Origin of the sequence: Desulfonema magnum (genome assembly GCF_017377395.1) — a bacterium.
In the GTDB taxonomy this organism is placed as follows: Bacteria; Desulfobacterota; Desulfobacteria; order Desulfobacterales; family 4be13; genus Desulfonema_C; species Desulfonema_C magnum.
The window spans coordinates 7,984,297-7,996,530 of sequence record NZ_CP061800.1 but is presented as its reverse complement, the minus strand read 5'-3'; the positions used below and the strand labels follow the sequence as shown (position 1 = coordinate 7,996,530).

Genomic DNA, 12,234 nt, shown 5'->3' with positions numbered 1-12,234 from the left:
CATATTCTGTATATAATAATTGAGGTATATACTGAAATTTCAACAGAAAAAAAAAGGAGATGATAAAATGGGCAGAAGAGCAAAAAAAACAAAATGTTCGGGACTGATCAGACGGCTGACCGGCAGAACTCTGAGATTTCTCGTTATCGGAGCCGGTTTTCCTTATCACAAATCTCCGCATCTGTATCAGCGGATATGGGTTTTCATTCTTCTCCCTTTTTTGGAGGAGGACACACTTAACGAACTCAGCGGAAAATACGGCGGAGGTCTTCGCACACTTTACCGACTTCTGATGCGGCACCCGGAAGCATTTGAAAGACTGCTCCGCATGCTGGCCATGCCCCTGTTTTTCGAACTCCTCCGGAATTTCGGCATTTCCGACGCCACGACACGGAGCCGCAGACGGATCCGGATCATTTTTGACGACACAAAAGCCGAGAAATCCGGTAAGTATATGGAATTCATTCATAAATTTTTTGACAACGCCAAAGACCGTTACATCATGGGCTGCAATTTCGTCCTCATGCTGGCAGTTTCCGGCGACACGGTGATCCCGCTCTCCTTTGTTCTGTGGCTGCCTGCGGAGCATCCTGACCATCGCCCGAAAAACGATATCGTGCGGGACGAGATTATGCGCCTGAAGAAAGCATGCGACATCCGGGGCTGCGACCTCGGAGAGGTCGAACTCCTTTTCGACAGCGCGTATCATGTGCAGAAAGTTATGAATGCCGCCGATGCCGCCGGATTCCGAATTGTCAGCAAAGCTGACAACAGACATAAATTCGAATTTGAGGAGGAACTGCTGACGCCGTCGGAAATTATAGAAAAGGTGGCGGAACGTCAGTGGAAATATCTGGAAAAAGATCATTTTTATCAGCGGATTAAGGCACATCACCATGTTTATGGCGAAGTGGTTCTCATACTCCGCCGACGCCGCCTGAGTAACGGAAAAACCATCTGTGACGTGCTTATCTGCAACAAATCTTTCTACAATGCGGTGAGAATTCACAAATGCTATAAGAGACGATGGAAAATCGAAATGCATTTCAAATATTACAAGCAATATCTGCTGCTTGGCAAATCCGGATTCCGGAAAATCGGTTCGATCCGATCTCATCTGTCGTGCGTTGCAACAGCGGGTCTGATCGCGGGTCTTTTTCGTCATCAGTTTCCCCGGAAAATAAGTTTCCTCACGGCGGTAAAGCTGCCCAGGAGGGAACTGTGGGACGTATAACCATTTCATTTCAATAACTTGCATCTAATTTTCCAAAAATAAGTTCCATAACATACTGATATTAAATATGTAGAATTAAAAAACGATTATACTTTAGTAACTTAATGGCAGTGAAGCCCCGGTTCTCTCAGACAACATTACAAATATGAATGATACAACAGGCAGAGCAAAATGAAAAAGCAGTCCGTCTATGCCATGAGTTGCGAGCTTATTGATATAGAAGAGAAAGTTGCACGTCTGGAACAATCCGGAGAAGAATATCCCGTCAAAGCATGGAAACAGATCATTGCAGATTTAAAAAAGCGCATTGAGAACGCTCAGAATGATAACACACCGATAAATCAGGAATATCAGCAAATAAATGTGGAGTATCTGATTCTTCTTGCCAAGGATGTGGGCGTTTTTCATTCCAAAGAAGAGCCAAAGGACGGCCGTATGGCAGAGAGAGAACTCATACGGCGAATAGAAAAACAGGAACATCGAAACTTGAAAGGTCCCGCGAAAATAGTCTCTCTGGATCAGAGCGGGAATATCTGTTTTAAAAGCATTCCGCCATCAGAGAGTTATGAAGGAAAATATATTTCATTCGTCCTGCAAAGCTGAGGATGAATTCTGTTTTGTCCTCTCCATATTAGTACACTGAATCTCATTCATCACTAATTGTGAAGGACTGCCTGTGTCTTTTTTCTGATTATAACGGATTCGGGGGAGGCCCGCGAATATGACATCGGATTTAAGGATTTACCGGATATTCCGGGCCGGGACATCCGTCTCATCCTCCTGTCCGCTGTCATATTGCCCGATACCGCGGAAAAAACCCCGGGCATCCCCAAAATCCGTTACAATCAGCAGGGTTTTCTGATTATAACGGATTCGGGGGAGGCCCGCGAATATGACATCGGATTTAAGGATTTACCGGATATTCCGGGCCGGGACATCCGTTTCATCCTCCTGTCCGCTGTCATATTGCCCGATACCGCGGAAAAAACCCCGGGCATCCCCAAAATCCGTTACAATCAGTCTTTTTTTATGACACAGGCAGTGATTAAAAAAACATAAATTTCATCTCGTTTGGTAATCACAAGCACACATAATGAGGAGTGTTGCCATGCAGGAATTAACCAAAGCCCAGAAAGCAAGAAATGCCATCAGAACTTTTGAGATCATCGCAGACGCGTTCGCGTTAAGAGGCTATTACAAACCTTCCGGCATCTCCGGCCAGACGCTTGCCGAGGCATTAAAAATGTTCAGTCCCGAGATATACGGGAGCATGAATGATCCGAGAATTATTGAACTGAAGGGGTTGGAATATGTCACAGACAGACTCCCCCGGGGGATTGAAGAATGCACGAGAATTATCCTCACGGCGCAGGAAGATTTTGAAGATACTTCATTTGAGAAGGTGATGCCTCTCAAGCGGAGAAGAACCTCTTATCGTGTGAGTGAGAAAGAGATCTGTTTTGTGATAACAAGGGGTCTGAGTGAAATATATGACATTCTGACGCATATCACGTTTCTCAATATAGAAGCGGAAAAAATATACAATCAGATGTACGGTAAATCCGGTAATACCACCAAAGAATGGAGAAACCTTGAAGAAAACGCACTCAAAGGAGATGAGCTGAATGGCAGTGATCTGGACAGGGCCATTTGGAATCTGAGTATCATTTTGGGAAGAAGTTATCATGAAACCAGAGCCACGTATGAATATCTTGAAAAAGGCAGGAAAAGCGCAAAAAGTAACAGGGGGCTTTTCCAAATCATTTACAGACTTGGAAATCGTATCGCGGACGAAAAGATTTCAAGGGATAATGAACTCCTCATTTATTTTACTCCGTCTCTTCAGGATATGATCGGGCATCACCAATATGCTGAAACATGGGCCACATCCATCAAAGAAAAAATTATCAGTCTCGGATTACAGGAACGGCCGGTCCACATCATCAGCGCAAACATGCACAGTGTGATAAATACATTATATGGCTATTCTGCTGTGAAAACATCCGACCAGAACGGAGCTTACGAGGATATTTACGATTTCTTTCAGATGATTCGCGGAAAAACAGATGACGTCGGAAAGTATGCCCGGAATCACGGATTATATGAACTCCCTGATGAATCCGGAGCCCATATTGACTGCCAGTTAATTGATATGGCTTTGCTCGGGTCTGTGGCTTTCCACCCTGAAATCCGTGTGAACATGCCGGAGACAGAGTCAGAAAAGCCGGTGCTTCTGGTCATGGACTATGCCTTCGGAACCCAGGCGTTTGAGGTCATGGACGAACTTCTGAGTCCCTTTGACACAGGCGAGGGTCTCTTAAAGTTTAATATAGAATCTGTATCTGTCATGGGGAAAGCAGGTATTCTCCCCGGTAAAAAAGGAGATATCATGCTCGCCACCGGTCATGTTTTTGAAGGAACGCCGCACAATTATATTGTGACAAATGATTTGAAAAAAGAAGATTTTGACAGTTCCATAGATGTCTATACCGGAGTGATTGTCACGGTTCTTGGCACATCGCTTCAAAACAGGGATGTGCTTAAAAAATTTCAGGCAACCAGTTGGAACGCGGTAGGATTGGAAATGGAGGGCGGACATTATCAGCGGGCGATCAGTGCCGCGATTCTCAGAGGACATATTTCAAGTGATGTGAAAGTCCGATATGCCTACTATGCGTCTGATAATCCCCTTGTGGGCGGCCAGACCCTTGCCTCGGGGAGCATGGGCAAGGAAGGCATCCGGCCAACATATATGATAACAAAGGTCATTTTGGAAAAGATACTGAGATAGAAAAGAAATCGTCAGAGTTCTGACCAATGTATCATTCAATATATTCTGATTATAACGGATTTTGGGGAGGCCCCGGGAAAACCGCCGAACACACGGAAAAAAGACGTATGTTCCGGATGCTCCGAAAGGTCTCATCGGACAGGCCCGGGGCGGGTAAACGGAAACCGCCCGCAGATCCGCCCGGCCCCGCCCGGACCGGTCGTTGAGCTTGTCGAAACGGCCCCGCCCGGACCGGTCGTTGAGCTTGTCGAAACGGCCCCCGCCCGGACCGGTCGTTGAGCTTGTCGAAACGGCCCCGCCCGGACCTGCTCGTTGAGCTTGTCGAAACGGCCCCGCCCTGACCTGCTCGTTGAGCTTGTCGAAACGGCCCCCTTCGACAAGCTCAGGGTGCGGACCGGCCTCCCCAAAATCCGTTATAATCAGAATATATTTTTTTGTGTCATCTCTGAATAACATAAAAATAATGCCATATCCGAAAACCGCTTGCAAAGTTTTTTTAAAGAATATAGTTCATAAATTAAAGAAGGTAAGAAAAACATTAGGAAACAGACCATTGAACTCTCTTCGGGTTTTACCCAAATAATGATGAAATATAACACTGATATGGATAAAGCGTTCAGCATAGCCAGAATAAAGAAAGATAAAAACTTTGACGGAACTTTTTTTTTCGGAGTAAAAACAACAGGTATTTTTTGCAGACCGTCGTGCCCGTCTCCCATTGCAAAAGAGGAGAATGTCATCTATTTCAACACCATGTTTGAGGCGCTTGAGCAGGGTTTCAGACCTTGTTTCAGGTGCAGGCCGGATATTTCCACAGAGTATTATAACGGGAATCCGGATGGCACATATGTTGTGAACACAGCGCTGAAAATGATCTGTGACGGTTATCTGAATTATCATTCCATCCGTGAGCTGTCAAAAGAACTTCTTGTCTCAGACAGATATCTGAGAAAGCTTTTTATTGATAATCTGGGCGTGCCGCCTGTTAAAATAGCAAAGTATCACAAAGCTCTTTTTGCCAAGAAACTCCTCATCTTTTCAGATCAGTCTGTAACAGATATCGCATTTGCATCGGGTTTTGGTTCGATTCGGCAATTTAACGATGTGTTTAAAGCGGTCTTTGGAAAACCCCCCACCATGGTCAGAAAAGAATCATTTAATGAAAAGAGCGCCTCCGGCAACACGACGCTTTTACTGAGATATAAAAAGCCATTTGATTTCAGGCAGACGTTCTCCTTCATGAAACAAAGGGCAATGGAAGGTGTCGAAGTGTTTACGGAGAACAGTTATGGCAGAACATTCAGAACAGACCATGCAAAAGGGTTCTTTACCGTGACAGACAGCCCTGAACAATCTGCCTTGGAACTGAGAATTGGCTGTGATGATATAAAATGCTACATGGATATCTATAACAGAGTCCGTAAGGTTTTTGACCTTGATACCGACTTCAGGCTTATAAACGAAAAATTTGCAAAACACGAACTTTTGTCAAAGGGAATGAAGAACGGCCATGTGCCGCGATTGCCAGTTGCCTTTGATCCGTTCGAGTTTCTTGTGAGGGCAATTCTGGGGCAGCAGATTTCCGTAAAGGCTGCTACAACTTTGGCGGCAAGACTCGTTAAAAAAGCTGCGATAAAAAGCGATAAAAGCTTTCCTCATGGTTTGGATTATTTCTTTCCCAATCCGTCAGAACTATTGAATTCGGAGCTTGACGGATTTGGGGTGAGCAAAATCAGACAAGCCACGATAAAAGCTGCCGCACATGCGATTCTGGATAAGGAGGTAAGGCTGACGGCCAATCAGTCCTTTGATCAGTTTCATAAAGATTTTTCAGCGCTGAAAGGTATCGGTGATTGGACAGTCAATTATGTCGCAATGAGAGGACTGGGAATGCCTGACAGCTTTCCTGCCAGCGATTTGGGCGTTGCCAGAGCGCTTGCAAAAGACGGCAGCACGCCATCAGAAAAAGACATAAGAAAGATGGCTGAACATTGGCGGCCATACAGAGCTTATGCAACTTTATGTCTTTGGAATTTATGATAAAGAGGTTATCGCATGATGTATTATACAAGATTTGACACCCTGTTTTGCGAGGTCATTCTGGCTGGTAATGAGAAAGGGCTTTCTCATCTCCATTTAAACACACCGGAAGGTAAGAGACGTTTTGAGATATCAAAGGCGTGGATGCTTAACCATGATTTTTTTGCGGATTCCATAACGCAGATCCGAGCGTATTTCAGCGGGAAGCGATTAAAATTCAATGTGACAGTCAATCCGCAGGGCACAGATTTTCAAAAGAGAGTCTGGCGTGCATTGTCTGAAATCCCTTATGGCGAACTTCGCACTTATAAAGATATCGCCAAAGCCATAGGAAATGAAAACGCAGCAAGAGCTGTGGGCATGGCGAACAGTAAGAACCCTGTCCCGCTGATCATACCGTGTCACAGGGTGATAGGGGCAAACGGAAACCTCACCGGGTTTGCCCACGGACTTGCCATAAAAGAAAAGTTGATAAATTTAGAACAGGGGGGCTTTACAGATTGTATATGAGAAGTCCGTGAAAGAATAAAATATATTGCCGCGGGCATTGCATCATGCCCGAAAACTAAGGAGAAAAAATGGATTATTTAAAAATGACAGCACCTTGCGGCCTGGATTGTTTTAACTGTCCAATGTATCTGGCAAAGGGGGATGACGAGCTGCGAGCCGCCATCTCCCGGAAACAGGGAATCCCTCCGGAGCAGGCATCATGCGACGGGTGCCGGAATGAGGGCGGAAAAATCGCTTTCTTAGGTATGACCGAGCCATGTAATGTTTACCAGTGTACCGAGAAAAAAGGAATCAATTTTTGTAATGAGTGTGCGGACTTTCCCTGTGATCATCTTCATCCGTATGCGGATAAGGCATCGGCTGTTCCGCACAATACCAAAGTGTTCAACCTGTGTCTGATCAGGAAGATGGGGTTGGAATCATGGGCAAAGGACAAGGCGAAAAGTGTCAAGAAAACTTATTTTAAGGGAGCGTTCAAACTTTAACCGAAGGCCATCAGATTAGATGAGGGCATAAATACCTAACCATAAGTTTCTGATTTCTGCCCGGGGAGGAAACCCGGCTTTTTCCTCAGAATGACCTGCCGCCCGTGAGGAAAAAACCCGGGTTTCTCCGCCGTTCACAGAAAAAAAATGTATAAAAAAACTTCTGATCGGGTAACTGAGCAAGGAGAACATATGTTTGCTGTTATTTTTGAAGTCCGGCCGATGATCAAAGGAAAAGAGGAATATCTGAATATCGCGGCGGAATTGCGTAAATTTTTAGAGAACAGAGACGGATTCATATCCATTGAAAGGTTTCAAAGTCTCAGTGAGAAAGGTAAAATTCTCAGTCTTTCATTTTGGCGTGATGAGGCAGCCATAGAAAAATGGCGTAACATTCTGGAACATCGGACCGGTCAGAAAAAAGGGAAAGCGTCTCTGTTTCATTCTTACAGAATCCGCGTGGCACAGGTTGTAAGAGATTATACTGAATCTGACAGAAAAGAAGCGCCGTCAGATTCGAACAATATGCTGGCATGACAAAGCATTGCAATCGGGCTGTAAAAAGCAGCCTGCGGGCGCACTGCTTTTGGCAGTCGGTTCCTTTGTTTATTTCAGGTTTCATCTTCCTGGTCATGGCAGAAAAAACTCAAGTTTGTCTTTTGAACACCTGGCCGCGTAGTCAATGATTTTTTGAGAATATCTTCCGACACGGAGAATCATTTCTGTTTTGTGATGATAGTCTGTCTCAGCCATGTCGCCGGACACATATAAGATGCGTGGAAATAACAGCGCATTGATGTATGGAATGCGGTTATCCCTGCAATACGCGGCCCCCTTTCCGTCATCAATGACAATGAACTCTCCGTTTCCCCTGATGTAATGACGTATGGTATTTTTCTCGCCCCTGCCAAGCTGAGATATGTCAGCTTCCCCGTGATTCGGTAGCTGAAGCACCCGATCCTTGTCTGAGCAATACTCCCGAAACACCTCCGCACCCGGATAGCCCTCCTGAGTCAGTTCACCACAAACCGCCTTTGCCATCACGATATAATATGTCTGTGTCAGCTTGTCAAACAAGCCGGATTTGAATAAGATTATGGCAGATGAGGCGTCAATGAGAACTTTCTTCATTTGTTGGCGTTCCTGATTTCTCGATGTTCAAGTTTTTTTATGTCATTCCTGCTTTCGCAGGAATGACAGGTTTATTCAGTCTCAGGGTTTGAAGAAGGGATGCGGTCGGAAGCGCCGGCTCCGCATACAGACACCACAAAACCGGAGCGTTAAATAAAGAGGCATTCCCGGTCCGGAAGCTTGGGAACCAACCCCGTTCTGACTATTTCACACAGTCATAACCACAATCTTCCGGATCAGGCGGAGTTATCTGCGGATCAACAGTGACGGTGCTGTTGCTTTGGGTAATGGTGAAAGCATCGTTGTAAAGATCTTCATCATTTCCAAGCGAGAAGTAACCCCGTCCTGTTGTCACATTATTGAATATAAACTGCCCGTTTGCGTTGGTGGTTGCAGTGAAAGGATTTCTGTTAACACTCAGTTGTATTTCCACATTTGGCTTGACTTGTCCGTCCCAGTCGTAAAGCGTGCCTGTAACAACACAGTCAGGTCCGTTAATATCTATAGTCAACGTCTCTCCTCCGACAGTAATAAGAGCTGAATTAGATCCATATGAAGAAGTATTCACTCCATAAATAGGTCCCATTGGCACATTGGTGATCCTATAGTATCCTGACCCATTAGTCGTTGTATTGAAGACAGATCGAACCTGGACTCCGCTCACAGGATTTCCGTTATCATTATACACATACCCCTCAACGATACCCGGAGACTTGGGGCCAAAGTCAGAAGAAATCTCCTGGCCGTTATATAAGGCAGTGACATACGCTTTTCCTTTTGTTTCATTCAACTCATAGAATATGTTCACTTCATTCCCGACGGGTATGGATACCGGACCATAGACACCATCGGCCGAGGGGATGCTGGCATTCATAATATGCTCATAATAACCAGCGTAGTCCCAGTTTTCAAATTGAATTTCCGTGCCAGCCTCAACCGGATTTCCAAATTCGTCATGAGCTGTTCCCTGCACAGTAGCCCAAAGCGTGGGCCAGTAAATATGCTGAGTACAATTGCTATTGTATTCAGCACCGCCATCATCCCAACAAAATTCACCACAACAACTGAAACTGGTATCCTGCTCTTTATGCCATGTGGTTCCATTGATATCCATATCAACAGAAAAGCTTCCGTAGAAACCTTGACAATAAAAACCGTATTCATCATTTTCTATGCGACAGCAGGGCACATCGTCAAATACATAATTTCCATCAGAGTCGGTGGTAACGGTTCTGCTGTATTCTCCATCACCGCCATCCCCTTCCTGCAACTGTATCTGAATACCCGCTGCCGGCTGGCCGTCAGGGCCATAGAGGGTTCCCTCAATCGTTCCGGTCGGCGTATCCCCCACCCATACCCAGGCAGACGCTTCTGAGATGTTTCCTTCTGCTCTGTTTTCCTGTGCTGTTAAGGTGATCTTGCAAATCGCTCCCTTAGGCGGGGCCGTAAAATTGGCCGTCGCAGTCAGAGGAGGCGTCACAGATGCTTCCCCGGCAGGATTCTGATCAGAGATTGTCCCGCATATTGCCGACCAGCTTACAGAAACATTGTCTCCCTCCGTATCAGCAACCTGGGCTGTGATTGCCACAGTCTCTCCGGGATCAAGTTTTTCCGGCACAGTCAGGGACAGGACATCGGGCGCATAATTGATTCCGCCTAACGGCAGGATACCGTCATCACCGTCCAGCGGCACACAATTCTCAACCCCTTCATTAAAATAACAACTGCCCTGAATATTCGGCGCGTCAAACACAGTTCCATTGTCTGTATTTGTGACAAGACTGAAGGTTCCGTCCCCGTCATCTTTCAGATAATAACGGGTTCCGCTGATGGTGGTGCGAACTCTTATCTTACCGCCTTTCATCACTGTGAGTGAAGATATCTGCTTGTCAGGACAGGGACTCGGATCATCTCCGTCACAGTTACATGGCCGTTCAGGCGCGCCCCCGGAAAAATCAACCCCTTCCGCAAACCAGTTCAGGTTGACCGGGCTGTTGTCCGACTCGTTGACAAAAGTGAATTTGAAGCACGCGTGCATTTCAATGGGCCGGTCATAGTTCCACCAGGTGAAATGATTTACACTGCCGCACATCCACAAGCCGTCACCATCACGTTTTTCCACTGTTCCCTGACCCTCTTCATGCCAGAGCCCGTCATCGGGATTATACCACCACAGCGGAATTGTTTCTCCCTCGGATACGTTCAGCCCGTCCGGGACTTTCATGCAGACGGTGGCATTACCGCTCAGTGTGGTGACGGGATTTCCATTCTGATCTTTAAGATCAAACTCCATCAGCCCGATGCTCTCCAATGTAGCTGTGGTTCCGGATTCCCTGACAGCCAGAAAATCATTTCCCGGGAAAGCATCAAGGTCGGAAGTTGTGGGATCAATATAGGAAACATTTCCTGTAACCTGTGTCACGCCTGCGGGCAAAGCTGAAGCAGGTATTTTCAGTTCTCCGATTTTTTCCCCGTCTTTTTTAATATCAACACCGCTGGTGACATCATCCTTATCTGTAATTTCCTGTGATACCGGAATCATTGTGATTTCAACATGATAAGCAGCTTTTTGGGAAAAACAGGCCACCTTTGAATAGCCTGTGGCATAACCGTCCGCTGTCACCTCAATGGGAAGAACATCTCCCCCGGACCCGTTAAGAATATCTTTCTCGCTGACCTGATTCGAAAAATTTCCATTCCCATCAGTGGGGACCGAATCTGAGCCGATTTTAACCTGTGCAGAACTTATCCTCAGTCCTGCGCTTCGTACATGGCCGGTTATGCTAATGAGGGCACATCCCTCAGCGTCAACAGACACACCGGAAGGTGTATCAGAACAGGCATCTTTACAATCCGCCACACCGTCGGCATCCGTGTCTGTGTCAGGATTGCCACACCCGCAAGTGCCCGGAGCTGTTTTGTTGGGATCATTGGGACAGCCGTCTGTGCAGTCGGGTTTGCTGTCACCGTCGGAATTGGTGTCAGGATTACCGCACCCGCAGCCCCCGGGAGATGTTTTATCCGGATCATCAGGACAGCCGTCAAGACAGTCAATTGTACCGTCACTGTCACGGTCAGAACTGGAATCTGCCACACCGCAGCCGCATGTTCCCGGTGAAGTTTTGCCTGGATCACTGGGACATCCGTCCTTGCAGTTGAGTGTGCCGTCGCCGTCAGAATCAGCATCTGCTTTACCACAGCCGCATTGCCCGGGGGCAGTCTTGTTGCGATCATTGGGGCAGCCATCTTTGCAATTGAGTGTGCCGTCACGGTCAGAATCGGTATCTGCCACACCGCAGCCGCAGACACCCGGATCTGTTTTGCCCGGATCATTGGGACAATTGTCATTGCAATTGGGTACGCCATCATTGTCAGAATCGGTGTCTGCCACACCGCACCCGCAAGTTCCCGGGGCTGTTTTATTCGCATCATTGGGACAGTCGTCATGGCAGTCGGCCGAGCCGTCTTTATCCGTGTCCGTATCTGCCACACCGCAACCGCAGTCACCAGGTGCTGTTTTGTTCGGATCTCCCGGACATGCATCCTCACTGTCCGGCGTGCCGTCTGTGTCAGAATCGTATGTCTGAACCTCTTCCCCCTGCACGCTGAAGGTATAGTGGAATCTTTTTTTTCTCTGGTTTGAGAATTTCCATTTTTTACTGCCGGTCATCTGGCCGGGTAGCAAATCATCTGAAAGAGAATATTCAAAATACGGTTTTCCATTGTTTGTTCCGTCCGCATTTTCCACGGTCACATCATTGGAACTGATGCTTTCAATCAGCACCCGGATCGGTGCTTTCAGAATATGATTTTCAGAAATATTTTTTAACGAGACATTCACATAACTGACTTTTGCCTGCCGGTCATAGTTCAGCCGGGACTTAATCAGTTGAACATCGCGGGTTATCTCCGTTTCTGCGAATGAAGCGGATGTAAACACAGAAATAAAGGCAAAAAGCAGCACTCCGACAATTATCCGGTTGTTTTTCAATGTGTTCCCCATAAGTTTGATCTCCCCCTTTTACCATACGGTTAAATTAAAC

9 protein-coding genes are annotated in these 12,234 nt (G+C 46.4%); 7 read left to right on the top strand and 2 right to left on the bottom strand.

Translation table 11 applies throughout. The features are described from left to right. Window positions 1-67 precede the first annotated feature (67 nt). The 7 genes from dnm_RS30545 to dnm_RS30515 all read left to right on the top strand — a co-directional run bounded on the left by dnm_RS30545 (window position 68) and on the right by dnm_RS30515 (window position 7,597). Window positions 68-1,234 carry a transposase gene (locus dnm_RS30545; protein WP_207680541.1) on the top strand — a complete coding sequence of 389 codons (1,167 nt, stop codon included), beginning with the start codon at window positions 68-70 and terminating at the stop codon, window positions 1,232-1,234. A gap of 171 nt (window positions 1,235-1,405) precedes the next feature. Beyond that, window positions 1,406-1,837 carry a hypothetical protein gene (locus tag dnm_RS30540; protein WP_207680640.1) on the top strand — a complete coding sequence of 144 codons (432 nt, stop codon included), beginning with the start codon at window positions 1,406-1,408 and terminating at the stop codon, window positions 1,835-1,837. A gap of 505 nt (window positions 1,838-2,342) precedes the next feature. Beyond that, window positions 2,343-4,025, top strand: a complete 1,683-nt coding sequence (locus tag dnm_RS30535) for a DUF6909 family protein (protein ID WP_207680639.1) — start codon at window positions 2,343-2,345, stop codon at window positions 4,023-4,025. 603 nt (window positions 4,026-4,628) lie between these two features. Beyond that, window positions 4,629-6,065: a DNA-3-methyladenine glycosylase 2 family protein gene (locus tag dnm_RS30530; RefSeq protein WP_207680638.1), complete on the top strand. Its 1,437-nt coding sequence runs from the start codon at window positions 4,629-4,631 to the stop codon at window positions 6,063-6,065. Between the two features lie 15 nt (window positions 6,066-6,080). Continuing rightward, window positions 6,081-6,575 (top strand): methylated-DNA--[protein]-cysteine S-methyltransferase, encoded by a 495-nt coding sequence (locus dnm_RS30525; RefSeq protein WP_246556152.1) that lies wholly within the window; start codon window positions 6,081-6,083, stop codon window positions 6,573-6,575. Window positions 6,576-6,643: 68 nt separating this feature from the next. After that, window positions 6,644-7,060, top strand: a complete 417-nt coding sequence (locus tag dnm_RS30520; RefSeq protein ID WP_207680637.1) for a DUF3795 domain-containing protein — start codon at window positions 6,644-6,646, stop codon at window positions 7,058-7,060. 192 nt (window positions 7,061-7,252) lie between these two features. Then, window positions 7,253-7,597, top strand: coding sequence for an antibiotic biosynthesis monooxygenase family protein (locus dnm_RS30515; protein ID WP_207680636.1), 345 nt, complete (start codon window positions 7,253-7,255; stop codon window positions 7,595-7,597). Window positions 7,598-7,690: 93 nt separating this feature from the next. Here the strand turns inward: dnm_RS30515 and dnm_RS30510 are convergent, their stop codons facing one another. Both dnm_RS30510 and dnm_RS30505 read right to left on the bottom strand, forming a co-directional pair. Then, window positions 7,691-8,191 carry a PIN domain-containing protein gene (locus dnm_RS30510; protein ID WP_207680635.1) on the bottom strand — a complete coding sequence of 167 codons (501 nt, stop codon included), beginning with the start codon at window positions 8,189-8,191 and terminating at the stop codon, window positions 7,691-7,693. Between the two features lie 202 nt (window positions 8,192-8,393). Next, on the bottom strand, window positions 8,394-12,194 hold the full coding sequence (locus tag dnm_RS30505; protein ID WP_207680634.1) for a carboxypeptidase-like regulatory domain-containing protein: 3,801 nt from the start codon (window positions 12,192-12,194) through the stop codon (window positions 8,394-8,396). Window positions 12,195-12,234 lie beyond the last annotated feature (40 nt).

Bases quoted from the DNA above. Each gene is read 5' to 3' on its own strand.
- dnm_RS30545 (WP_207680541.1), top strand. From the start codon at position 68: ATGGGCAGAAGAGCAAAAAAAACAAAATGTTCGGGACTGATCAGACGG.
- dnm_RS30535 (WP_207680639.1), top strand. From the start codon at position 2,343: ATGCAGGAATTAACCAAAGCCCAGAAAGCAAGAAATGCCATCAGAACT.
- dnm_RS30540 (WP_207680640.1), top strand. From the start codon at position 1,406: ATGAAAAAGCAGTCCGTCTATGCCATGAGTTGCGAGCTTATTGATATA.
- dnm_RS30520 (WP_207680637.1), top strand. From the start codon at position 6,644: ATGGATTATTTAAAAATGACAGCACCTTGCGGCCTGGATTGTTTTAAC.
- dnm_RS30515 (WP_207680636.1), top strand. From the start codon at position 7,253: ATGTTTGCTGTTATTTTTGAAGTCCGGCCGATGATCAAAGGAAAAGAG.
- dnm_RS30525 (WP_246556152.1), top strand. From the start codon at position 6,081: ATGATGTATTATACAAGATTTGACACCCTGTTTTGCGAGGTCATTCTG.
- dnm_RS30505 (WP_207680634.1), bottom strand. From the start codon at position 12,194: ATGGGGAACACATTGAAAAACAACCGGATAATTGTCGGAGTGCTGCTT.
- dnm_RS30530 (WP_207680638.1), top strand. From the start codon at position 4,629: ATGGATAAAGCGTTCAGCATAGCCAGAATAAAGAAAGATAAAAACTTT.
- dnm_RS30510 (WP_207680635.1), bottom strand. From the start codon at position 8,191: ATGAAGAAAGTTCTCATTGACGCCTCATCTGCCATAATCTTATTCAAA.